26 protein-coding genes, 1 tRNA gene and 2 pseudogenes are annotated in these 25,276 nt (G+C 45.3%); 20 read left to right on the top strand and 9 right to left on the bottom strand.

From position 1 onward, the window contains the following. The 9 genes and pseudogenes from Q0274_RS10405 to Q0274_RS10365 all read left to right on the top strand — a co-directional run. Window positions 1–303: pseudogene (locus Q0274_RS10405) on the top strand (imidazole glycerol phosphate synthase subunit HisH); the annotation flags it as partial. After that, window positions 303–1,010, top strand: a complete 708-nt coding sequence (gene hisA, locus Q0274_RS10400) for a 1-(5-phosphoribosyl)-5-[(5-phosphoribosylamino)methylideneamino]imidazole-4-carboxamide isomerase (protein WP_298029520.1) — start codon at window positions 303–305, stop codon at window positions 1,008–1,010. The pseudogene Q0274_RS10405 and the gene hisA, both read left to right, overlap by 1 nt. A gap of 78 nt (window positions 1,011–1,088) precedes the next feature. Further along, window positions 1,089–1,973, top strand: coding sequence for a 50S ribosomal protein L11 methyltransferase (locus Q0274_RS10395; RefSeq protein WP_298029518.1), 885 nt, complete (start codon window positions 1,089–1,091; stop codon window positions 1,971–1,973). Beyond that, the gene (ftsH, locus tag Q0274_RS10390; RefSeq protein WP_298029516.1) at window positions 1,970–3,919 is read left to right on the top strand and encodes an ATP-dependent zinc metalloprotease FtsH; all 1,950 of its coding nucleotides are present in this window, start codon (window positions 1,970–1,972) and stop codon (window positions 3,917–3,919) included. The genes Q0274_RS10395 and ftsH overlap by 4 nt, the downstream gene beginning before the upstream one ends. Before the next feature lie 127 nt (window positions 3,920–4,046). Next, window positions 4,047–4,796 (top strand): CDP-diacylglycerol--serine O-phosphatidyltransferase, encoded by a 750-nt coding sequence (gene pssA / locus Q0274_RS10385; protein ID WP_298029514.1) that lies wholly within the window; start codon window positions 4,047–4,049, stop codon window positions 4,794–4,796. Between the two features lie 84 nt (window positions 4,797–4,880). Continuing rightward, window positions 4,881–6,395, top strand: a complete 1,515-nt coding sequence (locus Q0274_RS10380) for a 2-isopropylmalate synthase (protein WP_298029512.1) — start codon at window positions 4,881–4,883, stop codon at window positions 6,393–6,395. A 149-nt stretch (window positions 6,396–6,544) separates the two neighbouring features. Then, complete coding sequence (atpE, locus tag Q0274_RS10375) at window positions 6,545–6,883, top strand: ATP synthase F0 subunit C (RefSeq protein ID WP_291937974.1); 339 nt, start codon at window positions 6,545–6,547, stop codon at window positions 6,881–6,883. Window positions 6,884–6,952: 69 nt separating this feature from the next. Beyond that, window positions 6,953–7,037: transfer RNA gene (locus Q0274_RS10370), tRNA-Leu, on the top strand. A 248-nt stretch (window positions 7,038–7,285) separates the two neighbouring features. Continuing rightward, the gene (locus Q0274_RS10365) at window positions 7,286–7,606 is read left to right on the top strand and encodes a hypothetical protein (RefSeq protein WP_298029510.1); all 321 of its coding nucleotides are present in this window, start codon (window positions 7,286–7,288) and stop codon (window positions 7,604–7,606) included. On the opposite strand, the gene Q0274_RS10360 is transcribed toward Q0274_RS10365, so the two are convergent. The 3 genes from Q0274_RS10360 to Q0274_RS10350 all read right to left on the bottom strand — a co-directional run bounded on the left by Q0274_RS10360 (window position 7,585) and on the right by Q0274_RS10350 (window position 10,497). Further along, window positions 7,585–8,691: a calcium-binding protein gene (locus tag Q0274_RS10360; RefSeq protein WP_298029508.1), complete on the bottom strand. Its 1,107-nt coding sequence runs from the start codon at window positions 8,689–8,691 to the stop codon at window positions 7,585–7,587. The genes Q0274_RS10365 and Q0274_RS10360 overlap by 22 nt on opposite strands. Continuing rightward, entirely contained in the window at window positions 8,688–9,392 is a 705-nt protein-coding gene (locus Q0274_RS10355; RefSeq protein ID WP_298029506.1) for a hypothetical protein, read from the bottom strand. Before Q0274_RS10355 ends, Q0274_RS10360 begins: the two co-directional genes overlap by 4 nt. A 316-nt stretch (window positions 9,393–9,708) precedes the next feature. After that, window positions 9,709–10,497 carry a hypothetical protein gene (locus Q0274_RS10350; RefSeq protein ID WP_298029504.1) on the bottom strand — a complete coding sequence of 263 codons (789 nt, stop codon included), beginning with the start codon at window positions 10,495–10,497 and terminating at the stop codon, window positions 9,709–9,711. 256 nt (window positions 10,498–10,753) lie between these two features. Between Q0274_RS10350 and Q0274_RS10345 the strand changes: the two genes are divergently transcribed. From Q0274_RS10345 to Q0274_RS10310, 8 genes are all read left to right on the top strand, one after another. Beyond that, entirely contained in the window at window positions 10,754–11,998 is a 1,245-nt protein-coding gene (locus tag Q0274_RS10345; RefSeq protein ID WP_298029502.1) for a hypothetical protein, read from the top strand. Next, on the top strand, window positions 11,995–13,917 hold the full coding sequence (locus Q0274_RS10340) for a ribonuclease R family protein (RefSeq protein WP_298029500.1): 1,923 nt from the start codon (window positions 11,995–11,997) through the stop codon (window positions 13,915–13,917). Before Q0274_RS10345 ends, Q0274_RS10340 begins: the two co-directional genes overlap by 4 nt. Then, window positions 13,917–14,921 carry a DNA polymerase III subunit delta gene (locus Q0274_RS10335; RefSeq protein WP_298029498.1) on the top strand — a complete coding sequence of 335 codons (1,005 nt, stop codon included), beginning with the start codon at window positions 13,917–13,919 and terminating at the stop codon, window positions 14,919–14,921. The genes Q0274_RS10340 and Q0274_RS10335 overlap by 1 nt, the downstream gene beginning before the upstream one ends. Before the next feature lie 84 nt (window positions 14,922–15,005). Then, the gene (gene rpsF, locus Q0274_RS10330; protein ID WP_298029496.1) at window positions 15,006–15,419 is read left to right on the top strand and encodes a 30S ribosomal protein S6; all 414 of its coding nucleotides are present in this window, start codon (window positions 15,006–15,008) and stop codon (window positions 15,417–15,419) included. 10 nt (window positions 15,420–15,429) lie between these two features. Beyond that, the gene (locus tag Q0274_RS10325; RefSeq protein ID WP_298029494.1) at window positions 15,430–16,032 is read left to right on the top strand and encodes a single-stranded DNA-binding protein; all 603 of its coding nucleotides are present in this window, start codon (window positions 15,430–15,432) and stop codon (window positions 16,030–16,032) included. A gap of 13 nt (window positions 16,033–16,045) precedes the next feature. Beyond that, window positions 16,046–16,306 (top strand): 30S ribosomal protein S18, encoded by a 261-nt coding sequence (gene rpsR, locus Q0274_RS10320; RefSeq protein WP_291937950.1) that lies wholly within the window; start codon window positions 16,046–16,048, stop codon window positions 16,304–16,306. 112 nt (window positions 16,307–16,418) lie between these two features. Next, window positions 16,419–16,715 carry a hypothetical protein gene (locus Q0274_RS10315; RefSeq protein ID WP_298029491.1) on the top strand — a complete coding sequence of 99 codons (297 nt, stop codon included), beginning with the start codon at window positions 16,419–16,421 and terminating at the stop codon, window positions 16,713–16,715. A 100-nt stretch (window positions 16,716–16,815) separates the two neighbouring features. Then, a complete protein-coding gene (locus Q0274_RS10310) occupies window positions 16,816–17,313 on the top strand; it encodes a hypothetical protein (protein ID WP_298029490.1) in 498 nt (165 codons plus the stop codon). A 605-nt stretch (window positions 17,314–17,918) separates the two neighbouring features. Here Q0274_RS10310 and Q0274_RS10305 read toward each other — a convergent pair. From Q0274_RS10305 to hemW, 6 genes and pseudogenes are all read right to left on the bottom strand, one after another. After that, entirely contained in the window at window positions 17,919–18,371 is a 453-nt protein-coding gene (locus Q0274_RS10305; protein ID WP_298029488.1) for a hypothetical protein, read from the bottom strand. 39 nt (window positions 18,372–18,410) lie between these two features. Continuing rightward, the gene (locus tag Q0274_RS10300; RefSeq protein ID WP_298029487.1) at window positions 18,411–19,394 is read right to left on the bottom strand and encodes a hypothetical protein; all 984 of its coding nucleotides are present in this window, start codon (window positions 19,392–19,394) and stop codon (window positions 18,411–18,413) included. Between the two features lie 50 nt (window positions 19,395–19,444). Next, entirely contained in the window at window positions 19,445–20,464 is a 1,020-nt protein-coding gene (gene queA, locus Q0274_RS10295; protein WP_298029485.1) for a tRNA preQ1(34) S-adenosylmethionine ribosyltransferase-isomerase QueA, read from the bottom strand. Window position 20,465: 1 nt separating this feature from the next. Further along, entirely contained in the window at window positions 20,466–21,221 is a 756-nt protein-coding gene (gene tatC, locus Q0274_RS10290; protein ID WP_297926387.1) for a twin-arginine translocase subunit TatC, read from the bottom strand. A 387-nt stretch (window positions 21,222–21,608) separates the two neighbouring features. Continuing rightward, a pseudogene (tatB, locus tag Q0274_RS10285) lies at window positions 21,609–21,932 on the bottom strand (Sec-independent protein translocase protein TatB); the annotation flags it as partial. Window positions 21,933–21,989: 57 nt separating this feature from the next. Next, window positions 21,990–23,063 carry a radical SAM family heme chaperone HemW gene (hemW, locus tag Q0274_RS10280; protein WP_298029483.1) on the bottom strand — a complete coding sequence of 358 codons (1,074 nt, stop codon included), beginning with the start codon at window positions 23,061–23,063 and terminating at the stop codon, window positions 21,990–21,992. Window positions 23,064–23,199: 136 nt separating this feature from the next. Between hemW and Q0274_RS10275 the strand changes: the two genes are divergently transcribed. The 3 genes from Q0274_RS10275 to Q0274_RS10265 all read left to right on the top strand — a co-directional run. Continuing rightward, window positions 23,200–23,670, top strand: a complete 471-nt coding sequence (locus tag Q0274_RS10275) for an RNA pyrophosphohydrolase (protein WP_298029481.1) — start codon at window positions 23,200–23,202, stop codon at window positions 23,668–23,670. After that, a complete protein-coding gene (locus Q0274_RS10270; RefSeq protein WP_298029479.1) occupies window positions 23,670–24,875 on the top strand; it encodes an aspartate kinase in 1,206 nt (401 codons plus the stop codon). The genes Q0274_RS10275 and Q0274_RS10270 overlap by 1 nt, the downstream gene beginning before the upstream one ends. Next, the coding region (locus Q0274_RS10265; protein WP_298029476.1) for a HobA family DNA replication regulator at window positions 24,875–25,276 on the top strand (402 nt) is incomplete at its 3' end. The genes Q0274_RS10270 and Q0274_RS10265, both read left to right, overlap by 1 nt.

Raw genomic sequence — 25,276 nt, 5'->3', positions numbered from 1 at the left:
AGCGCGCGCAGCGGGCAAAATTTTATCAGCGCCGAAAGCCTAAAGATCCCGCACGTCGGCTGGAACAGCGCGCATTTTATCAAGCGCTCGCCGGTAAACGTGGGCCTAGGCGAGTTTGAGTATCTGTATTTCGTGCACTCCTACCACGTCCTTTGCGCGCGCGAGATCACGCTTGCGACCACGTTTTACGGCTATGAGTTTGCAAGCGCGATCTGGCGCGAAAACGTATTTGCCTTTCAGCCGCATCCCGAAAAAAGCCACGATGCGGGTATAAAAATCATTAAAAATTTTACGGAGCTGTGATGGAAATTTTCCCTGCGATCGATCTGAAACAAGGATGCGCCGTACGCCTTAGCAAGGGCGAGATGCAAAGCGCAAAAATTTATTCCAAAGGCCCCTGCGAGCTAGCCAAAAAATTTGAAGATCTCGGCGCTAAATGGCTGCATTTAGTTGATTTAGACGGCGCGTTTGCGGGCGAGGCGGTAAATTTCAAAGCGATTGAGCGGATCGTAAAAAGCACGCGTCTGCGCGTAGAAGTGGGCGGCGGCATCCGCGACGAAGCGCGTATAAAGGAGTATTTGAACTTAGGCGTCGATAGATTTATCCTGGGCTCGGCGGCGCTAAAAAACCCGGATTTCGTAAGGGGGATGGCGAAGCTTTACCGCATCGTCGTGGGCATAGACGCAAAAGAGGGGCTAGTAGCGACCGAGGGCTGGGCGGAGCTAAGCCGCGTAAAAGCGACCGATCTGGCGCGAGACTACGCGGACGCGGGCGTTTGCGCCATCATCTGCACCGACATATCGCGCGACGGTATGCTAAGCGGCGTAAACGTAGAATTTAGCCGCTCTATCGCGAAAGCTAGCGGCATCGACACTATCGCAAGCGGCGGCGTGAAAGATATGAATGACATAATCGCGCTGAAAAACGCAGAGCTCATCGCGGGCGTCATCGTCGGCAAGGCGTATTACGAGGGTATGCTCGATCTTAAAAAGGCGTTTGAGGCTCTATAAAAACGCCCGAGCGTAAGCAAAGTTTGAACTAAATTTTAGTAATATGCAAATTTTAAAATTTAAAGGCGATGTGAGGCGATGAAAGATTTTTTTTATGAGATGATCGTAAAAAGCGCGAATGCAAGCGAGCTTTTCAAGAGCTTTGCGTTTGAGCTCGGCGTTACCTGCGTCGAAGAACGCGGCGAGCGCTTCATAATCCGCGACGAAGAGGATCTGCAAAATTTAAAATTTGCGTTTGAAGAGTTTAAAAAGGGGCTCTCGCAATCTCTTAATTTAGACGCAGATCTGCAGATCGAAATTTCAAAAAAGCAAAACAAAGACTGGCTCGACGAATATAAAAAAGGCGTCGCGCCCGTGGCGGTCGGTAAATTTTACGTCCGTCCGAGCTGGTGCGAAAGATCGCAAGATCGCGCGCTAATCGATCTGCTGATCGATCCTGCGCTGGCGTTCGGCTCGGGTCATCACGAAAGCACCAATATGTGCCTGGCGCTACTTAGCGAGCTTGCTCGCACGGGCATGCGCGCGCTTGACGTAGGCTGCGGCAGCGGAATTTTAAGTATCGCGATGAAAAAACTGGGCGCAAAGGTAAGCGCCTGCGATACCGACGAGCAGGCGGTGGCAGCTACGCAGCAAAACGCCGAGAAAAACGGCGTGCAGATCGATAAAATTTGGCTCGGCAGCGTTTCAAGCTTGGGTGAGCAGGCGTCTAGTTTAAGCGAGCAAGGCTCAAGCGAAAGCGCGCAGCCGCAGTTTGATCTCGTCGTCGCAAATATAATCGCCGACGTGATTTTGATCCTAAGCGCGGATCTGAAAAAAGCGCTAAAACCGGGCGGCAAGCTCGTGCTGTCGGGAATTTTAGAAAAATATAAAGATAGGATCGAGCAAGCCTTTTCGGATTTAAATTTCGTGCAGATGAAAAAGCAAAACGAATGGCTTAGCTTCGTTTATGAAAGGAAAATATGAATAACAACCCAAATAATCAACCCCCTCAAAACGGCGGCGGAAACAATTTTTTCAATAAAAATCCGATCGGCGTTTTTATAATTTTCGCGCTTATTTTGATAGTGGTGTTTAAAGCGATATCCCCAAGCGGCGGATTTGATAGCGGTGGAGTGCTGGGCTCCGTTTCGGGCGAGAGTAGAAACGTAACTTACTCCGAGCTAAAATCGCAGATCAAAAACTCCCAAGTAAGCATGGTTTCCATCGGAAGCTCCACGATTAAAGCGCAAGTCGGCAACGTAATCTACACCGCCAAGCGCGTGGATGATCCCGAGCTAGTTCAAATTTTAGAATCGCGCAAAATTCCATACGGCGCGTATAATGAGAGCAATTTTTTGACCGATCTGCTCTTTAGCTGGGTCTTGCCGCTCGTAATTTTCTTTGGAATTTGGATGTTTTTAGCCAATCGTATGCAGCGCAATATGGGCGGTGGTGTGCTCGGCATCGGAAGCTCTAAAAACCTGGTAAGCGCCGAAAAGCCGAAAGTTAAATTTAGCGATGTCGCGGGCGTCGAAGAGGCGAAAGAGGAGGTTAAGGAGATTGTAGATTTCTTAAAAAATCCGGAGCGATATATCAGCCTCGGGGCTAAAATTCCAAAAGGCGTTCTTTTGGTTGGACCTCCGGGCACGGGTAAGACGCTGCTAGCCAAGGCGGTTGCGGGCGAAGCGGACGTGCCGTTTTTTTCGGTATCGGGCTCGAGCTTCATTGAGATGTTCGTAGGCGTGGGCGCCAGCAGGGTGCGCGATCTATTTGATAACGCTAAAAAACAGGCTCCGGCGATCGTTTTTATCGATGAGATCGATGCGATCGGCAAAAGCAGAACCGCAGGCGGTATCGGCGGAGGCAACGACGAGCGCGAGCAGACACTAAATCAGCTGCTTGCCGAGATGGATGGCTTCGGCTCGGAATCAAGCCCGGTGATCGTCCTTGCGGCTACCAACCGCCCGGAGACGCTGGATGCGGCGCTTCTGCGTCCGGGCAGATTCGATAGGCAGGTTCTAGTTGATAGACCTGATTTTGACGGCAGAATGGCAATTTTAAAGGTGCATATGCGCGACGTTAAATTTGCTCGCGATATCGATATCGAAGAGATCGCGCGCCTTACCGTGGGTTTTGCGGGAGCCGATCTTGCAAATATCATCAACGAAGCCGCGCTTTTAGCGGGTCGCGAGGCAAAGGCGGAGGTCGAGCAAAAAGACCTGCTCGAAGCGATTGAACGCGTCGGCATTGGACTGGCTAAAAAATCGCGCCGCGTAAGCCCTATCGAAAAGCGGATCGTCGCCTACCACGAAAGCGGTCATGCGCTCATAGCCGAGCTTACCAAAGGCGCGATGCCGGTATCTAAAGTAACTATCGTGCCGCGCGGATTGAGTGCCGCGGGATATACACTAAATTCTCCGTTTGAAAATAGATATCTGCATCAGCGCCATGAAATTTTTGCCGAAATCGATACGTTTTTGGCGGGGCGCGCGGCGGAGGATGTGTTTTTAGGCGAGATCACCGACGGAGCAGGTAATGATTTGCAGCGCGCTACCGATATGCTTAAATTTATGGCTACTCAGGTCGGAATGACCGATGCTCTCGGGCTTGCGGTGCTAGAAAAGCAGCAGTATTCCTTCCTAAACGGCGGACAGAGCATCAAGGATTACAGCGAGGTTACGGCGGTTAAGATCGACGAATATGTCCGCAAGACGCTGGATGAGCGCTACGCGGCAGTAAAAGAGACACTAAGGACTTATGCTCCGGCGATCGAGGAGATGGTGAAGGCGCTGTATGAGAAGGAGACGGTCTCTGGCGAGCAGATCGTGGAGATCATCTCTAAATTTGAAAAAGATAACAGCATGCCTACCCGGCTAGTGCGAAATTTGGGTGCTAACGATGATATCGAAAGCGCAAAGAGCGAGGCTTAAATTTAAAGCCTCGCGCAGGACAAGAACTTAAGGGCTAAATTTTAAGAAGGTCGCGCTAAAATGCTTTATGCGCTATCTGCGGCACCGAATGAAAAGCGGTGCAAAAATAAAATTTAAAGAGTGAGAGATGGAAGAGGAAAAGGGAAAATTAATCTATATATTGCCGAATTTTTTCACGGCGGCAAGTGCATTTTTGGCGGTTATCAGCATAATTTCTACGATAAAGGGCAACTTCAGCGCCGCGATCTTTTATATCATTTTATCCTTGATCTGCGACGGGCTTGACGGCCGCGTGGCGAGGCTAACGCATGCGACGTCGAAATTCGGCGTGGAATTTGATAGCCTTGCGGATATCGTTGCTTTCGGCGTCGCGCCGGCGCTGCTGTTTTATTGCGCGGTCGGGCACGATTACGGTAAGGTCGGCTCACTTGTAGCTGCGCTTTACGTGGTTTTCGGCGCGATCAGGCTGGCGCGATTCAACGTCACTACGGGCACCTACGAGCCTAGCGTTTTTATCGGGCTGCCGATACCAACGGCGGCGATTACGATGGCGTTTTGGATCGGAATTTATCTAAAATATGAGCTCTCCAAAGGATTTGGCGTATTTTTGATCATCGCAATGGCGGCGCTATCGTTTTTGATGGTCAGCAACATCCGCTTTCCGAGCTTTAAAAAAATTAGCCTAAAGCGCCCTAACGCGATTAAAATTTTAGTGCTTCTAATCGTCGTATTTTTCTCGCTTTTATATCTTTTCAGGCTGGAATTTCCGGCGGTGCTCACTTTGGTTTATATCGTTTACGGTTTGGTTCGCGGAGCTTTAAATTTAAGCGCGGCTAAATTTCATAAAAAAGACAAACTCGAGGAAACGGCGAAATAATCTCAGATATGTTTATCGCCGCGATTGTTTTAAGCTTGCGCGGCTATAATTTTGCCAAATTTTAACGATTTGAAAGGATCTGTAATGGACAAAAATAAAATCATAATCTTCGATACGACGCTTCGTGACGGCGAGCAAAGCCCCGGAGCATCGATGAATACGGACGAAAAGATCCATCTTGCGTTACAGCTTGAAAAGCTGGGCGTAGATGTTATCGAGGCTGGCTTTGCGGCGGCGAGCCCCGGGGACTTTGACGCGATAGAAAAGATCGCGGGTGCCGTTAGCAAGGCTCGCGTCTGTTCGCTTGCGCGCGCTTTAGAAAAAGATATCAAAGCCGCGGGCGAAGCGATAAAGGGCGCGAAGCTCGGACGCATCCACACCTTCATCGCCACAAGCCCCATCCATATGGAATTTAAACTTAAGATGCAGCCGCAAGAGGTCATAAAGCGCGCCGTAGAGTCTGTGCAATACGCAAAAAGTCTATGCGATGACGTGGAGTTTAGCTGCGAGGATGCGTGTAGAAGCGATATGGGTTTTTTAAAAGAGATCTGCGACGCCGCGATAAGCGCAGGGGCCTCCACCATAAATATCCCCGATACGGTAGGCTATCTCTATCCAGATGAGATCACTGCGCGCATAGGCGAGATCGTTAAGCTTATCGGCGAGCGCGCCGTAGTTTCGGTGCACAACCACAATGATTTGGGAATGGCTACCGTAAATTCCCTGGCTGCCATCTTGGCAGGAGCCAGACAGGTCGAGTGCACGATAAACGGTATCGGCGAGCGCGCGGGCAACGCGGCGCTAGAGGAGATCGTAATGGCGATCAAGACGCGCAGGGATAAATTTGCGCCGCTTTATACCGATATAAATTTGAAAGAAATTTACCCATCCAGCCGCCTAGTCGCGAGCATCACCGGCATCGAGCCGCAGCCTAATAAAGCGATCGTGGGTAAAAACGCCTTTGCGCATGAAAGCGGCATCCACCAGGACGGCGTGTTAAAACATAAAGAAACCTACGAGATCATGCATGCTGAGGATATCGGGCTTGATAAAAACTCGCTCGTGCTGGGCAAGCACAGCGGCCGCCATGCCTTCAAAGACAAGCTGGTATCTTTGGGCTATGAGCTTAATAACGAGCAGATTGAGATCGCGTTTAATAAATTTAAAGCGCTCGCCGATAGCAAAAAGGACGTTTTCGACGAGGATATTAGAGAGCTCGTAAACGACGAGTTCGTGGGAGCCGAAAAGACCTATGAAGTACTAGTTTTAAGCTCCAATAGCTGCAACAAAGGACACGCTAGCACTGCGCTTACGCTAAGGTATAAGGATGAAATTTTAAGCGACAGCGCGCTTGGAAACGGCGGCGTGGATGCGATATTTAAAGCGATAGACCGCATCAGCGGCATCAGCGGTAGCCTGAAGGAGTATCAAGTAAAAGCAGTCTCGCAGGGTAAAGACGCGCTGGCGAAAGTAACCGTTAAGGTGGAATTTGCGGGCGAGGGCGCCATTATCGGCAGAGGACTTGACGTAGATACGATGCTGGCGTCTGCAAAGGCCTACGTTGCGGCGCTAAATACATATTTGGACGCTAAACGTTAGATTGCTCGGCGGGATTTGTTAAATTTAACGCAAATTCCGCTAGATTAAACAAATCAAAAGCAAAATTTTAATAATATTTCACACTTAAAACGTTGGAGTAGGGGGTATTGAGCCGAAACTCGTTTTAAAATTTATTTATGGAGACTTTTATGAAAAAAGTTCTTGTATTGTTATTTGCGCTTTGCGGCGCGGCTTTCGCTAGCGAGCAGCTAAGCGCTTACACTCAGATCGTTTCTTTTTCTGCAATTACCGTTGCAGTTGTTTTAGGTCTAGCCGCTTTGGGTGGCGCGTTAGGTATGGGAAATGCCGCTAGCGCGACGCTTAACGGTATCGCTAGAAATCCAAGCGTAGCTAGCAAACTATCGACTACAATGTATATCTCGCTTGCGATGATCGAAGCGCAGGTTATCTATGCGTTGGTTGTTTCATTCGTCTTGCTTTTTGCAAACCCTTTTTTGACAGAAGGCTTAAAGGCTGCTGCAAATTAATCATAAGCCCGAGAAATCGGGCTTTAAACTTATATAACTCAAGGCTTAAGATCAAGCTTTAAAATTTATGCGACCGTGGTGGAATTGGTAGACACGCTATCTTGAGGGGGTAGTGCCGCAAGGTGTACGAGTTCAAGTCTCGTCGGTCGCACCATCTATTAAAATTTTCCCTATTTTTTAGTCTTTTTGAATTTTTAGATAATTTTTAAGCCCTATTTTTGGGAATTTTAAAATTGCTCTTAAAAAATTCTTAATACTTAAAACTACCGATTGATACATGTATTTTAAGAAAAACTACTGTATATTAAAAAATTGTATAGTAGCTTTTTCTGCGCTCTCGCCTTGTTGATCCTTTGAGGAAATTCTATAATCTGCCTAAAATTACTATACAAAGGAAGAAAGATGACAGAAGTTTTTACCAAAATTAAGGATAATCCAATTTTTAAATCAGACCCTGATAAAGTAGTCAGGAATTTTATCTTGCCGCAATATAAGCGCACTATAGTCGAAGTCTTAGATGATTTTATAGCCGTTAAATTTTATAGCTCGCTATCTAGAGACGGAACGGTTAAAACGCATAGACATTATCACTATATGCAAGGCGACAAGTTAATCAAAGCTCTAGGTAATGCCGATGAAATAACATTCGAAGGGGCTAGAATATTGTTAATATTCATAATTTGTGCTACCAAATACATGCTCTATGCTGCTCCTAGCGTATAGTTTGGGTTGCTATGGTGCATAAACATATAAGTTTTTGCTTCATTGCCGTTTATGGCAGGGATGGTTACTTTTATGAATTCACCTTTTTTTAACTCTCTACTAAGCGAGATTGTAAAATTCATCTTTCCTGCTTTTTCTACCGCATTTGCATTTGATACATTTACAGCTATCTCATCTGCTTTGTGTAGGGTTATGTCAAGATACTCTTGGTATGGGTTAAAGTCTTCTATAATAAGGCTATCATTTACTATAAGCTTATTATCAATTAGTTCATATTTTATATTGTCTTTTGTTTTATATATGTTTGAGCCTTTTTCTATTTGAGTGCCGTCTGTTAGTTTGCGACCATAAAAATATACCTGCCCTTTTCCATCCTCATCTCTTATAGTGTCTTTGCCGTCGGTAAAGTATGTATCATAACCAGCTCCACCAATAAGCAAATCATCGCCATTTCTGCCTTGAAGCAAGTCATCTGCGCTACCGCCGAACAATACATCGCCTTTCCTATCGCCAAATATAGAACCACTTGGCTCACCATTAATGTTTAAAATTTTTCTAGCTTGTGTCGATAATGGTCTTGTATAAATAGAACCATCATTATTCCTAACTTCTATAAAGCCATTTGAGGTAATATTTATATTATCGTTATCTTCTCCATATATTTTCTTAAATATACTTCCCAAATCCCAATCAACAAGAGATAATGCCAAATTTACACCAGTAATTATCCAACCTTGCGGTGTCAATAATGCCGCACCAGCAATAATTGCATCTCCTAACGCCCCAACCATTTGTTTCATTTTGCTTTCACCCATAGTGCTATCAATTAACACATTTCCTGCTGCGGTTTCTACAAACAAAACAATAGCCCTAGCTTTGCTTTTTAAAATCTTTTCGGGTATATCAGTGAAATTTTCAGCAATACTATAACCACTGCTTGCACTATTCCACATTTTACGAATATTTTCTAAATTATCTTTACTATTTTCAGAAAGATTGAATTTAGTAAATTTTTCAATAATAATTTTTTCAGCTTTATCCAAAGCAACTCTTGCTTTCGCTTCTCTGCTACCTGTTGAATTCATCGTTCGTTCCTTGTGTTATAAAAATTTTTATCAAAAATTCCAAAGCTAGTTTTAGCATTTGAAATATTTAATTTCACATTTTCTAAAAAGTATTTTTTAAATTCTTTAAATTCTTTGTCGTTGCAAATCATAATATTCATCACTTTTCCATTTTTGCTGTAAATGGTAAGACAATCATAAACGCTATCATTGATTTTGCCACCATTTATTGTATGAGTTATGATTTTTGGAATTGTATAAAATACAACGATAAGTGCAAAAATAAAAAACAAAATAATAGGCTCATTAAATGCAAAAATTGCGTATATGTATGTAGAAATAATAATCAAAATTAAAATTTTGGCAACTAGTGAAATTTGTTCGCTTCCATCTCTAAAATCAACGCTAAATTTAACATTTTTAATATTTTTTACTTGCATAAAATCAAAAGATTTATCATTTTTAATTTGGCTTATCATTTCATTTTTCAGAATAAAATAATTTTTGCCCAAAAATTTCATAATGTAAGGAATTGCTACCATGAGAGATAAAATCGTAAAACCATTGACTTTTTCTGGTTTTGCGATACACAAAATAATAAAAGCTAAAATCATTAAAAATATACCAATCAAATTTACTTGTGGTTTGTAATCTTTTATAATAATCGGCTCTTTATCATAATCCCTTAAATTTTTGTTTTTATTAAAAACATCGTTTACCAAATTTGATCCTTTTTATAAAATTTCCTAGTAAATTCAATCTCGGTCAGTATCGTTTGATACTGAATTTTATGAATTCACAAATTTAAACTTGCTATTGCTTTTGAATTCAAGCAACAAGTAAATTTAAATTTGCAAATTTAATATTTAGATCTGTTTGATCTGAATTAGCCCTCGGTTAAATCCAAAATCCATAGCAGTCTTTTTTATACCACAGCTTGTTAATTGTTCAATCCCCTATACCCCGCCCATGCTAGCTCTGCATATGTTTTTAGCGCCTCAAACTTTCTCATTTTTTATCCTTTATCAAAAAAAAATGTTATTTACTTAAATTTTTATTTATATCTATATTAAAGACCGTAAAAATATAATCTCTTACCTTATTGTAATTTTTTTCATTGAAAGAAAATATATGTATAGAATAAAGTCCTTGATTCTCCCACCTATAATCATACCAGTGTATTTCTTCTATATATTCAAGATTTATTTGAAATTTTGGAAATATTTTCCAAAAATTTTTAAAACTTTTATTTTCATATCTATAAATTACCAAAAAAACTATAATTTCTAAAAATTCCGCAAACAATAATATAAATATTAAAAGTAATACACCTATTAAAGATATGCCAAAAGTTCCTTTAATAAAGCTAATTATGAAAAAACTAACTAAAAATACCTTACCAAAAATACTTGAAAATATCATATCTAAAAACCAGATTGCCTTAAAAGTTGTATCTTTGTTAAATATTATATCTTCACTGCTAGTCTCTTTAAAATTTTGATCACAATATGCAACTTTTGAATTATAAAAATAGGTATATTTTTTCTTTGAATTTATAATATTAAAACAATCAAATATCAAAAATACAACTATTGCAAAGCCAAATTTTATTATCGTTCCTTTTGTGTCGTCAAAATCTAAAATACCGCTTTCGAAATCGTCTAAGCAACTAATGCAAAACCCAGAAGCAGTAATCCAAAATACTAAAATAATCAAATAGTGTAAAATTAAAGGAAAGCCAGAATAATCCCGCAAAACTAGCGGCTCTTTATCGTAGTCCCTAGTCCTTTCTTTTCTTAGCGCAGTGCTGACTTCAAATTTATCCAAATCAAGCTCTTTATAAACGGAATCTCGATGCATTCTATACGAAAGGGGATTAAAATTTTATAAAACGGCGCTTGAAATTTCGGTTTTGCCGCCGCGATAAACGGGCAGGTTGATCCGCGATTTTTTGGCGTAAAAAAAGCGCTTCAAAAGCCCGCGAGCCGAAGCGGAATTTGGACGCAACGGCGGCGTTTTGCTTTGCAATTTGAGTTAAAATTTGATATGATTGTGCGAAATTTATATTGAACGGCTTTTCAAAATGAATAAATTTATAACCCAAAAAATAGGCGCGCTCGCGGGCTTTAGCGATGAAATTTTAAAAATTTTAGCATCGTTTGACGCGGCCGTTTCGGACATCGAGCTCGCTATGCAAATTTCAAAAAACGCCCCCCTGGCGGATAAAATTTTAGATTTAGCCTTTTGCGGTTTGTCTAAATTTAGCGCCGAAGGGCTCGCGAGGCAAAATTTCGCTACTGCAGATGAGCGGCGCGATCTACAAGGCGCAAAGTCCATAGAACACAGCTTGCAAGACGCCGCAAACGATCGGCAGCAAAATGAGTGCGCCTCGAGCGAGCAAAAGGGCGCAGATTTAGTAGGGCGGGGCGATAGTCTTAAATTTAATCACTCAAATGACGCAAACGGCGCGAACTACAGCGACGAGAATTTTAAATTTAACCCCTCGCAGGCCGCGAGCGATACGCAGCAGCAAAATCAGCACGTCGCCGTGAGAGCTGATTGCGCGCTAGGTTTGAGCATCTCTACGCGAGCCGCACAAACGCAACAGCAAGAACGAGAGCAGGAGCAGGGGCAAGCGCAGAAGCAAAAACAGAAGCAAGAATGGGGCAGAGCGCAGGAGCGGGGACAAGAGCAGGGCGCCGCGGCACTAAAAACGCTAAATTTACAGCGAGCGTTTGAGCTTTACGGGCGCGAGCAGATGCGGGCGTTTTTTCTATTCGCGGTATTTGACGAGATGCTAAAGCCGAGCCTGCAGGCGTATCGCATCGATCGCGAAAAGCTCACGCAGGTCTCGCTGCTGCGAAATCTGCTTATGTTTTCGTGGATCAAATCCTACCCGCAGATAGAGCAAAGCATCCTCTCAAGCGTGATTTTAGTGGAGTTTGGACGGGTTTTTATCGACGAGCAGGTGTGTGCGGCGGGCAAGGCGGAGGAATTTTACCATGCCATCAAAGGCTCGATCTTTCCGCAGGATTTTACCGATGTGGAGATGAAATTTACCGGCACAAACCGCGAGAGCGTCTCGCACGCGCTATTTGCGCATTTCGGGCTAGAGCAGATCGCACAGGACGCGCTGTATTCAAACGCCCCCGACGACGCGCCTTTTGAGAACAAATCCCGCTATGCAATGCTAAAGATCACCAAAACCGCGGTCAATATCTATCATCACTTCGACGAGCTTAGCATCGACAACGCTTTAAATTTACTAGTCGAGTTCGGCTTCGAGCAGGAGGCGTTTTTAGAGGCGAAAGGTGAAATTTCGATATGAAAGAGTTCCTGCGCGCCTTTAACTCTGGCGTATTTGAAAAGGATCTTAGCGGCGAGCAAAAGGAGCTTGCGCGCAACCTCCTAAATATCGGCGCTATCAGCGCGCACAAGGGCAAGCTCTACCTAAACGACGGCTATGTTTTCGGTAGGCTCGATATCGCGCGCGACGGCACGGGCTATCTGCAAAGCTTCGACGACCGCTTCAAAGCTGATCTTATCATCGAAAACAGATATTTAAGCGGCGTGCATCTGGGCGATCTGATCCTAGCAAAAATTTTAAGCTCAAGAAAGTCCCGTCTGCACGCAAAAGTGCTGATGTGTATTAAGCCCGCATTTTTAACGAGCGTGGTTTACACCAAAAGATTCGGGCGCGAAATTTTAGGCGTGAACGTTAAAACCGGCCTCGCAAATCCGCTCAAAGCCACGCAAAAATCGCTAAAGCAGCTGCCCGCAAATACCCTTTTAAAGATTGATAATCTAACGAACGAGATTACCGAGGTAATCGGAAGCTTATCCGATCCCTTCGTCGATGAGAAAATTTCTTTAGCGATCTACGATAAAAACGACGAATTTAACGAAGCGTGCAAGCAGCAAGCCGCGAGCTTCGGCAGCGAAGTGGACGAGGCGCTGTATCCGCAGCGCGTGGATTTGCAGCATCTGCCCTTTTGCACTATCGATCCTATCGACGCCAAGGACTTCGACGACGCGATCTATTTTGACGTAAAAGAGCGCACGCTTTACGTCGCGATTGCCGACGTGAGCGAATATGTAAGTGAATACTCGCCGATCGATAAGGAGGCGAAATTTCGCGGCTTTTCGATCTATTTCCCGCACCGATCCGTGCCGATGCTGCCGCGCGAGCTTAGCGAAAATATCTGCTCGCTGATGCCTGATCTGCCGAGGCTGGCTTTTGTTTTTAAAATTTCTTTGGATGAAAATTTAAACCCGCAAAAGCAGGAGCTTTTCGAAGCGATCATAAGATCAAAGCGCCGCTACAATTACGACGAGGTCGATGAAATTTTACGCACTCGCGAGGCGGCCGAGCCCGAAATTTTAAGCTGGCTCTTGCCGCTTAATGAAATTTGCGAGCGCCTGCGCCGCGCGAGGCTAAAGCGCGGATTTGATTTCCGCACCAAGGAGCTTCGCATCACGCTTGATGAGCGCGGTTTTATAAGCTCCACCCGCTTTGAGACCGACACTCCGTCGCACAAGCTCATCGAGGATTGTATGCTGCTAGCCAACAAAGCCGCTGCGGCGCGCATCGAGCGGGGCGTTTTTAGAAATCACGGCTCGGCGGAGCTTAAAAAAATTTACGCTCTGCTTGACGATCTAGCGCTGTTTGGCATCGACGCGCCGTATCAGAGCAACCTTGCTAAGATGATCGGCGAAATCCAAGCGCAAGCCGATGCTATGGGGATACGCGAGGAGGTCGATAAGCTCATCATTAAGGCTCAAAAACGCGCCGAGTACGCATCCGAATCGCGCGGGCATTTCGGGCTCGGATTTGATAACTACACGCACTTCACAAGCCCGATCAGGCGCTATTCCGATCTCATTTTGCACCGCTTGCTAAAGGCGCAGATGAGGGGGGATGAGAAATTTTATAATTACCTGCTTTTAAACATCGACGCTACGTGCGCGAGGCTAAACGAGCTAGAGCGCGAGGCGGATAAGGTCGCGTTTGATTTTATGGACCGAAAATTTGCGCGCTGGGCCGCGGAAAATTTGGGCAAAAAATTCCGCTGCTATATCGACGAAAATGGAAATTCCGTCACCGCAAAGCTCGACGACAAGCTAAAAGGGGCTAAAATTTTAGTTTCAAATTTCGCCGGCGATATTTTAACGCCCGTGCTAGTCGAGCTTACGGACGCAAACATCGCTAGCGGAGTGATTTTAGGCAGGGTGGTAAAGAAGATCTGATGTATAGGAAAGAATTTGACGGGCTTATCGCAAGCGGCAGGGTGCCGAATTTCGTGCTTTTGCGCGGCGGAGACGATTTTTCAAACGAGCTTTACGCGCAGCGCCTGAAGCAAATTTTCGCCGCGGAAAATTTTTTGAGTTTGTATTTTTTGGAGTATGATTTTGACGCGGCGCGAAGCTTCTTGGAGCCCTCGCTTTTCGGCGGCAGCAACACGCTTCACATCAAAATCGCCTCGCTCATCAAAAAGGAGGAGCTGCGAAGGCTCATCGCGCTGTGTAAGTCGGACGCGAACAATCATCTAATTTATGAGCTAAACGATAGCGAAATTTCTGTGAGCGCGGATTTTATCAAGGAATTTGAACGAAACGAAGTGAGATTTTTCAAACCCTCGGGCATGAATGAAGCCATAGCGCTGCTTGCGCAAAAATGCGAGATGTGCGGGCTTTTTGCAAACACCGCCGCGCTTAGCAGGATCTACGCCATCCACAACGAAAGCCTGAGCCTAAGCGCGAGCGAGATAGAAAAATTTGCAAGTCTGGGGCTTGAGCTTAGCCTGCAAAACGTAAATTTGATGGTTTATGGCCTTAGCGAGGTAAGCTATGACGAGCTTTTCGATAAAATTTTCAGCCTTAGCGATTTTCGCGTAGATTTTTACAAAATGGCTCTGGGCGGCGGATACAATGAGATGGAGCTGATAAATTATTTCTACCGCCTAATTTATAGAATTTTTCGCCTGCATGCTTACGTAAAAATAAACGGCAGATTTGATTTTAAGGCGGTTTTAGGCTATCAGCCGCCCCCTTCCGTGGCCGCACAGATGCAGCGCTACGCCACCAGCTTTTCTACGAGGACGTTTTATAAAATTTTCGCTCACTTAAACGATTTGGAATTTGAACTAAAAAGCGAAAAGAACGCGGCGAAGGACGAGCTTTTGCTTGCGTCGTTTTTGAGGTTGCAGCGCATGCTGCTAAGTTCGCTCGGACAAAAAGCAAATATTAAGTGAAATTTTAGTAATATCCCTTCGCATTTTTTGCAAAATCCTTGCCCGCAGACGCTGTTTGCGAGCTAAAATCCATAAGGAGAATTTATGAGAAACTACGAGGTTTTATTCATCGTTAAGCCCACGCTTACCGACGATGAAGTTAAAACAAAAGTCGATTTCGTCAAAGAAATCATAACCAAAAACGGCGGAGAGATCGCTTCCGTGATCGAAATGGGCGTTAGAAAGCTGGCCTATAAGATCGACAAATATGAACGCGGAGTTTATTTCGTAATCTATTTTAAGGCCGAGCCGAGCTTGATCTCCGAACTTGTTAGAAATCTGCGCATCACCGAAGATATCATTAGATTTTTGACCGTCAAATATGAGACTAAGCGTGAAATTTCCGCTTGGGACAAGCTAAGCAAAGGCATCAAACTAAGCCCTGCGAAAAAAGAGCGCGAGCCAAAAGCGCCGGTAGAGCCGAAAGAGCCTGAAGAAGCAGCCAAAGAGGGCGAATAAAGGATAAAATATGTTCAATAAAGTAGTTTTGGTAGGTAATTTGACCCGAGATATCGAGCTTAGATATCTGCAAACGGGTACCGCCGTAGGCAAAACCGGCATCGCCGTCACACGCAGATATAATAGCTCAAACGGCGAGAAACGCGAAGAAACGTGCTTTATAGACATAGATTTTTTCGGTCGTACGGCCGAGATCGCAAACCAATACTTGCGAAAAGGCAGTAAAATTTTGATCGAAGGCCGCTTGAAGCTAGATCAGTGGCAGGATCAAAACGGACAGAACCGAAGCAAGCACTCCATCAGCGTAGATACTATGGAGATGCTAGGAAGCAATCAAGGTGGAAGCGGCGGCTATAATCAAGGCGGTAATTACGAGGGCGGCAATTATAGCGGAAGCTCCGGTGGTTACGGCGGAGGAAATTCTAGCTATGGCGGCGGCGGTAATTATGGCGGCGGAAATAGCTATGCTAATAGACAAAACTCAAATTCCAGAGGCACAAAAAACGATTACAATGCGCCTAAACAAAAAGAGCAGAGTTACGAAAGCACGATTCCAGAAGTCGACGTCGATGCCGATAAATACGATGATGGCAACGACACGATCCCATTTTAATTAAGGAAAAATCATGGCAGATAAGAGAAAATATACTAGGAAGTATTGCAAATTTACGGAAGCAAAGATCGAATTTATCGATTATAAGGACACGGCGCTGCTAAAGCACTGCCTAAGCGAGCGCTTTAAGATTATGCCGCGCCGCTTAACCGGCACTAGCAAAAAATACCAAGAGATGGTAGAAAAGGCTATCAAACGTGCGCGTCAAGCAGCCCTCATACCTTACATCGTCGATCGCAAAGACGTGGTCACAAATCCATTCGAAAATCTTTAAATTTTAGCGGTACAAAGCCGCTAAAATTCCCCCTATTTTAAACTCTAAATTTTAAAATTTAAGCCCGCTCTTATATATATAATTCCCCCTATATTTTTTCAAAGGAGAAATTATGGCAGAGAATGAACATCCGGATCATTTAATGTGCCCATTTTGTGGCAAAGACGACATCAAATACGGAGCAATCGTATGCGGTGGGTGCCAGGCGGAGATCTCTTATAGCAGGTCGTGGATAGGAACACTCTTTTTTTCTATACTTTGGCTCTTTTTTGGAACGGCTTTTGCTAAAGACTATACTACTTTATTAATTATCGTCTGGGTTATTGGCATATTGGCCTTTATAGGTGCTTTAGTGGCGGCGCGAGATCACAGTCCGCAATTTCATAGGACCATGAAGCACGTCGAATAGCCTTGCTTATATTTTGTTGTCTAATCGGTGATTAAATTTCATAATTTTCGGTTAAATTTAAAATCAGAAAATTATGTCGTTTAAATTTCAAGGATAAATTATGAATTTTTTCCTAGCTTTCCTCGTCGGTAGCGGTTTGGGTGAGGGGCTTGTAGCTATTATTTTAGTCTGTATGCTCGTATACGTGATAGGTAGTGGCTTCAATGCCGTTCTCGCTTTTATTCCGGGCTTTATAGTGTTTTGCATTGCAAAGGCATTTTTAGAAGGCTTGACTTCTAGCGTAAATAATAGATTTATTGCGTCTGTCGTACCAATTTTGGGAGGTTTAGTTCTAGGGTATTTAGCGGGTGCTTCCGTATATGAAAGTGAGCAGGCAAAGGATGCTGAGCGCGAAGTGCAGAAGCAACAAAATATGACGCAGCAAGATAAAGTCTATTATATCCAACGCAGTCTGATGTTCGGTGGCTACGGCGTGACGATCGACGGTAAATGGGGCAAAAAAACTATGCAAGCGTCACAGAAATATTCGGGCTCGTCCGCAACCTCGATCGATGAGCTTTATGAAGCGGTCAGGGCTAAAAAAGAGGGCAGAAGATAAAATTTAAATCGCAAGCAAAGGTTTGCCTGGCTAAATTTTAAAATTTGCTAGTTTTTTTTATATCTCTTATCGAGCGCGCTTTTAAATGCAACGTAGTGATTGTCAAAATTTCTTTAGGTTCGTTTGGAAGCTCAAATTTTAATATGATTTGAATGCTTTAAGGGTAGAAGGAAATCTGCTTGCATATGATGTCCAGAACTTAAATTTAAAGATTTTGCCTTAGAGGGTTTGGCGAATGACACTGCCGCCGAATGACTCTGGCTTAAATTTAATGGATTTCAGCTACAAGACACAGCGAAATTTACGTTACTTTGTGCCTTTTCTAAAAGCATAATGCCTCAGCACTCGAGCGAGCAAAATTTTATCCCACATCGCTACGCTTTGACCTGAAGTACGCGACACATTCTAAGTCACGAAAAACTAAAATTTTTATACCTCCGAAGCTCGCATAGTTTACCAGAAAGCTCGTGCCTAAATCAAAATCCATACCTCCCAAAACTTCGCTAGCTAATATTTTTAATTTTGGATTGTAAATGAGATAAATACCGAGGCGGCAATCTTTAGCGGATGAAATTTTATACGTAAAAAACCGAGGTTTGGATTTACTATGAAAGTTTCCATTTCTTAAACTCGCGGCTATATTTTCTTTGCGAAATCGCGTTAAATTTAAGGCTATCTATCCTGGAGAAATTAACGGCGTATTCCTTCAAGCAAGCGAGGATGAAAGAGAAGCGGTAATTGCCATTTTCGTAAAATATCTCGCTCGTTATTATTTCTCCGGGCGCTGCGTCGCATCTTTGATCCGAGCTCATAACGCATTTTAGTTCATAATATCCATTTTGCAAATCTCCGATGTAAAATTTTAAATGCAACTTTTCATTAATTTGCTTTTTAGGTAGCAATAGCGCATCGTTGAAGCTTATGCCCGCAAAAATTCTTTCTAGCGTATGCATATTTTTATGCAGCCCTGCCAAATACGCCTCGTACCGCTGCTGCCTTAAGGCATATTCGCTATCGTTTATATTGCCCTTGATCCAATCTAAGTCGAAATACAGCACTTCAATCTCTTAGGTTTTAAATTTATCGCTGCCTGTTCGCTACAGCCCCAAGAAATTCTCATCATTTTTGATCTTTTCGATGAGATCAAGCGTGGCGTAAAACTCATCGTAGAAATATGGCATCTCGAGTTTGAAAAATTTAAAATTTAACCCCTCCAGCACCTTGAGCGAGTGTTTGTTTTTAAGCAAAAATATGAAAAATACCCCGTCTTTTTCCAGCGCGTTGAGGTAGTTTATTTCGCTTATATTTGCGCGCAGGATCTCGGCGTCGAGGATGACGACGTCGGCTACGTAGATGAAGTCGTTTAGATGTCTCTTTGCGCTCTCCCAGTTGGAGTTTGGCATCACGTCGCAACCAAGCCCGCTTAAAAAATCTCGCAGCTCCTCAAAGATCGCGCGGTTTTTATGCGTGATTATGACGTTGTAGTCGTATTTTTTGGCGCTAAAACTTTGCTGCGCGAAGCAGCTAAGTACCGCATCCATTTTGATAAATGTCCCGCGCCCGTCGGCTCCAATACTCGGATGCGAACCGAGTGCACGCAAATGGGTCTGTGCCGAAGTAAGATACTCATCATCCGTGCTAGCAGCGCTTTCTAGTGCACTTTTAAGCGCATAGGTACGCGGATCCTTTAGCTCGCGATCGATGCCTACGCGAACATCGAGCTTGATAGAGCTCATATTCGCTCTAAGTTCCTTACTGCTAAATTCCACGCTTACGCGGATTGGTTCAGCGATATTTTGCAGGAAAAACTCGCACGCGTCAAAGACTGCGCTAGTGAGATTTAGCACCTCGCCGCCGTAGATACGCGGCAACTGCGGCGGGAAGCTAAGATAGAGCGTGCTATCGTATTTCGTGCACTCCTCAAATAAAATTTCGCTTTGAAATTTTAAAATTTTTAAAATATCGATCTGCGCGATATCCTCGCGTCTAGGCACGACGGAATTACTTTCTTTGACTTTAGGCGCAGCGGAGAAAATTTTGCCGCTTACGGCGGGCTTTTTAGCAAAAAGATTTCTTACCACAAAGCCTGCCGTCGCAGCCAATATTGCTAGCGCGCCTAAAACCACGGCTTTCATAGTACAAGCATCCCATCGCCATAGGAGTAGAAGCGGTATCTTTGCTCCACTGCGATGCGGTAGAGCTCAAGCGTGCGCTCAAGGCCGATGAAGCTTGCTACGAGCATTATCAGCGTGGATTTTGGCAGGTGAAAATTTGTAAGCAAAAAATTCTGTCTTATCGGTGGGTTGCCCGGGTGCAAAAACAGCTCGCAGATCCCACTACTTTGCCCGTTACGTGCAAAATTTTCGATCGTTCTCGTCACCGTCGTACCCACGCCTAAAATTTTTCGCTCGCTTTTTAGAATTTGCGCGGTCTGCGGCGGGATAGAGTAGAGCTCGCCGTGCATCTTATGATCGCGCAGATCCGCTACTTCCACGGGCTTAAAGGTGCCTGCGCCTACGTGTAGCGTGATAAAATAAATTTCGTGGTTTTTGCGTAGATCGTTTAGCATCGCATCGTTAAAATGAAGGCTCGCGGTGGGTGCGGCGACGGCGCCTTGCTCGCGCGCGAAGATGCTTTGATACCAGCTCGCGTCCTGCTTGGTATCGGCGCGCTTGATATACGGCGGCAGCGGCACGTGGCCGATACGTTCGCAAATTTCAAAAACATCATGGGTGTTTAAAGCTTTACCGCCCTGCTCAAACTGCACGATGCGAAGCCCGCCCTCTATCAGCTCGCAAACGCGCGCATTAAGACCGCTTTGAAATTTTAATTCGCTGCCCGCTTTGACGCTGCCGCGAATATAGGCGCTAAATTTATTGCCCTCAAGCGGCGAGTTTAGCAGAAGCTCGATCTTGCCGCCGCTGTTTTTATGACCGAATAGGCGCGCCTTAATCACCCGCGTGTCGTTAAAAATAATATCGCAAGGCGGCAGGGCATCCGCCAAATCGCCGAAGTGCGCGTGAGTGATCTGCTCCTTGGCACGGTCATAGATCAGCAGGCGCGCGCTTTGTTTGGGCATCACGGGCGCGCTTGCGATGAGCTCGCTAGGAAGCTCGTAATCGTAGCTGCCAACTAAATTTAGATCCGCCATCTTACGCCTGCGCTACGTCCGTGGAATTTTCGCTTTCGTCATCCTCCTGCTTATACGGATTTATCATTTTGGCGATAAAGATCGAAAGTAGATAAAGCGCAATTAGCGGAGTTGCGAGCATAAACTGACTAAGCACGTCCGGCGGCGTCATCACTGCCGCAAAGATGAAAATGATGACGATTGCGTAGCGGAAAAAATCACTCAGGCTTTTGTTCGTCACAAGCCCGATTTTAGCGAGAAAAAAGGTCACCACCGGAAGCTCGAAGCTGATACCAAATGCGACGACGAGCTTAGCGAAAAAGCCTACATATTCGCCGATCGTAGGCATCGCAGTAAATTGCTTGGCACCAAAATTTACCAAGAAATTAAACGCGACGGGGATTACGAAAAAATAGCAAAACGCCGCGCCTAAAAAGAACATAATGCTCGCGCCGCTAACGAAAGGGATGACGTATTTTTTCTCGTTGTCGTAAAGTCCGGGCGCTACGAAAAGCCACACCTGCCAGAAAATTATCGGCATTGCTAGAAGTAACGAGGTGAAAAACGACACCTTCATCGCAGTAAAAAAGGTCTCGCCAAGCTGGGTAAAGATGATCTCGCTGCCTTTGGGAAGTACGCGCACTAGCGGGCGGGTCATAAAGCCTAAAATATCCTCCCAAAAGCCGAAGCACGCGATAAAAAGGACGATGACGGACAGCACGCAGATCACCAGGCGCTTGCGAAGCTCGGCTAGATGGGGTTTTAGCTCTTCAAACATTAAATTTCTCTCTCATTATGATTTTTGCGTATCGCTATTTTGCGCGGAATTTTGCATAGAATTTTGCGCATCGCCGTTTAAATTTGCGTTCAAATTTTGCGCGCCGTTTTTCGCTTCGCCGCTTGCATTTGTATTTTGCACGGAATTTCCCGCACCGCCGTCCATGCTCGGCATGGAATTTTCGCCTTTATTTCCAGCGCCAGAATTCGCGCTTTTGCTTTCAGCGTCGGAATTTGTTGCGCTGCCGGCGGAGCCTTGCGTAGAGTTTGCGCTGCTGCCCGAGCTTTGCGCGGAATTTTCTCCGCTCGAATTTGCTTTTAAATTTGCCGTCTCGCTCTGTTTTTGCGCCGAGACTTCTGCGGAATTTAGCGTGTCTTTTACGGAACCTTCTATATTTTTTAACCCCGCATTTAGCGTCTCTTTGACGGAGTTCATACCGCCTTTGATCTCGTCGAGCTCCTCAAACGTGAGCTTTTTGCGCACGCCCTCGCTTGCTTGCGTGATACTCTCTTTATATTTTTTGGCGTCCTCTTTGAGCTCGGCGATGCGAAGCTCCTGATCGAAGCTCGATTTTGCGTCGTTGATCGTTTTTTTGATGACTTTGAAGTATTTCGCGAGCTCGACCAGCACTTTTGGAAGCTTTTCGGGCCCCAGCACGATTATCGCGATGATTAAAATGATCGTAATTTCAGGCAGACTGATACCAAACATAAAATTTCCTAACGTAAAAAATGGCGTATTTTAACTAAAATTTCATTAATCTTAAATTTAGCGCCCGCGGCGGCTTTCTTGCGTGATAAAAAGCGCGATCTCGTCGGCGAGCAAAAAGTTGGGATTATAAAATTTGCCCTCGGTAAATTTTAGCTTTTTTTCGCGTGCGAGCAGCTGCGCGTTGCTTAGCTCCGCAGCGTCTAAAATTTGCGCCTCAAATCCCAAAATACAGCGCAGCCCGAGAAATATGCGCTCAAGCTTTTTATCCTGCGCGCTTAGAGTTTCGCGCTGTTTTTGCAGCGGATCTGCGATGTAATCTCGCAAATTTTTAGGCGAGCTAAGGCGCACCTGAGCGCTAGTTCCGACCGCAAATGCCCCAAGTCCCGCGTAATCCTCGCCGCGCCAGTAGGCGAGATTGTGCTTACAGCGCAGTCCGCGCGCGGCAAAATTTGAAATTTCATACTGACTAAAGCCGCTATCCGCCGCAAGAGCAAAGAGAAATTTAGCTAGAGCCGCGCTTTCCTTTTTAAAGCTTTCGCACCCAAAAAAGGGCGTGTTCTCCTCAAGGCTTAGCGCATAGGCGCTTAGATGCGGCACTTCGCAGCGCGCAAACTCGGCCATTTCAAATTTTAAATTCCTTTTATCGTCAAATTTGCTCGCGTAGATTAAGTCTAAGTTTATATTACCAAAGCCCGCTGCTTTGGCATTTTGTACCGCGAGAAAAATCTGCGCTGCACTGTGCGCGCGACCGAGGAATTTTAACTTGGCATCGTTGAAGCTCTGCGCTCCGAAGCTGATGCGATTTACGCCGAGCCCGCGCATCGCCCTAAGCCAAGCGGGGCTAGCGGAGTTCGGGTTAGCTTCCGAGCTGATTTCGGCTTTGGCGGTAAAATGCGGCGCAAGCAGCGCAAAAATTTCATCATAAAGCCCCGCATCCACGGCGCTTGGCGTGCCTCCTCCGATAAAAAGCGTCGAAATTTGCGCGTGCGGATTTTTCGCCAAAAAGTCGCGCACCTCAAACTCTAGCGCGCGAAAGTAGTTTTTTGCGAGGCTAAATTTGTCGCTGAAGGAGCCAAAGGCGCAATAGGGGCATTTTGAGGTGCAAAACGGCACGTGGATGTAGATGTGCAAGGGCGGTCCTATGGGCTAAATTTATGTCGCAAAATTTAGCGAATTAATTTGAAAATTTATATAAATTTTAAGCCTCTTAACGCAAATTTTAATATTTTTAGGTAGAATTTTGAGAAATTTTTTGTGAGAAAACGAGATGGAAAAAGAGAAAAATTACAGACCGAATGTCGCTGCAATCGTACTTTCGCCCTCGTATCCGTTTAATTGCGAAATTTTGATCGCGCAACGAAGCGACATCAAAGGCGCTTGGCAGTTTCCTCAAGGCGGTATCGACGATGGTGAGACGCCTAAGATGGCGATCTGCAGAGAGCTAGGCGAGGAGATTGGAACAAGCAAAGTCGATATCATCGCTGAGTGCCCGAAGTGGCTTAGCTACGACTTTCCCGATGGGGTAGCCCAAAAGATGCGCCCATACGACGGGCAAATTCAGAGGTATTTTTTGGTGAGATTGCGAAGCTTAGCCGATATAAACATCAATACTAAACTTCCGGAGTTCGACGCATTTAAATTCGTAGGCGCAAATGAGGTTTTAAGGCACGTAAATCACTTCAAAAAGCCGATTTACGCGACGGTTTTAAAATATTTTAAGGAGGAGGGTTACATTTAATGCTGATCGTTCAAAAATACGGCGGTACGAGCGTCGGTACGCTAGAGCGGATCGAGGCGGTCGCGCAGCGCGTGATAAAGACTAAAAACGAAGGACACGATGTCGCGGTAATCGTCTCTGCGATGAGCGGCGTTACCAATCAGCTCATCGAGCAGGCGGAATTTTTTACTAAAACTCCCATAGGCAGAGAGATGGACGTGTTGCTAAGTTCGGGCGAGCGCGTTACGAGTGCACTTTTGGCTATCGCGCTAAACGCTAAGGGCTATGCTGCGATCGCATTTAGCGGGCGAGGTGCGGGCATCGTGACGGATAATTTTCACACCAAAGCTCGCATCGTCTCTATCGATCCAAAAAGTATGCAAGAGGCGCTAAAGCAGGGCAAAATCGTCGTCGTCGCGGGCTTTCAAGGTATTAGCACCGCAGGCGAAGTAACTACGCTCGGGCGAGGCGGAAGCGATCTTAGCGCAGTCGCCGTTGCAGGAGCGCTGAATGCCGATCTATGCGAAATTTACACCGACGTAGACGGCGTATATACGACCGATCCGCGCATCGAGCCAAAAGCCAAGAAGCTTGATCACATCAGCTACGACGAGATGCTTGAGCTTGCGAGCTTGGGGGCGAAGGTTTTGCAAAATCGAAGCGTCGAGCTTGCGAAGAAATTAAACGTAAATTTGGTGACGCGAAGCAGTTTTAACGATCATGAAGGAACACTCATAACAGGAGAAGAAAAGATGGAAGATGCGGTAATTAGCGGCATTGCACTGGATAAAAATCAAGCAAGAATCACGATTAGAAACGTAGAGGATCGCCCCGGCGTCGCGGCTGAAATTTTCTCCGCGCTCGCGAGCAAGGAGATCAACGTCGATATGATCGTACAAAATATCGGACGAAACGGCGAGACGAATTTGGGCTTTACCGTGCCGCAAAACGAGCTGCAGACGGCTTATGCGGTAATGAAAGAGGTAAATCCGAATCCGAATTCCATCATCGAATCGGACGCCGACATCGTAAAGGTTTCTTTGGTGGGCGTTGGTATGAAAAGCCACAGCGGCATAGCCAGCAAGGCGTTTAAGACGCTTGCGGACGAAGGGATAAATATCCAGATGATCTCCACGAGCGAGATTAAAATTTCGATGATCGTAGAGGCTAAATACGGCGAGCTCGCCGTGCGCGCGCTGCATAAAGCCTACGATTTGGATAAATAATGCAGGATCTGCACACTTGGAGCGTCACGGCGATGCGCTCCGAGCCCGGACTTGAGTGGCTCGAGGATCGCAAGGAGGACTGGACGCCGCTTTTAGCATCAAAGCTAAAATTCCTCCACGACGGCTTTGCTTTCATCGTCATCTGCGACGATGAGCGAAGCTGGTTTAGCGAATACATCATCAAAAAGATCAACTCCTCGACCAACTCTCGCCCGCTACTGCCGTTTTTTTCGCTGCGCTCGCTCTACCGCGGCGGCGTAAATAGCCTGGAGGACGCGCTTCTGCTAAACGATATGCTAAGCCTTGCGTTTGCCAACGGCTTTATATATTTTTACATCGGCAACGGCAACCATCCGCTAGCCAAAATCGCCAAAAGCCACGAAGATAGCTATCTGTGGCTC

The organism is uncultured Campylobacter sp. (assembly GCF_937973075.1).
GTDB lineage: Bacteria > Campylobacterota > Campylobacteria > Campylobacterales > Campylobacteraceae > Campylobacter_B.
The sequence above is the reverse complement of the archived record's forward strand: the minus strand, read 5'-3'. Positions and strand labels throughout refer to the sequence as shown.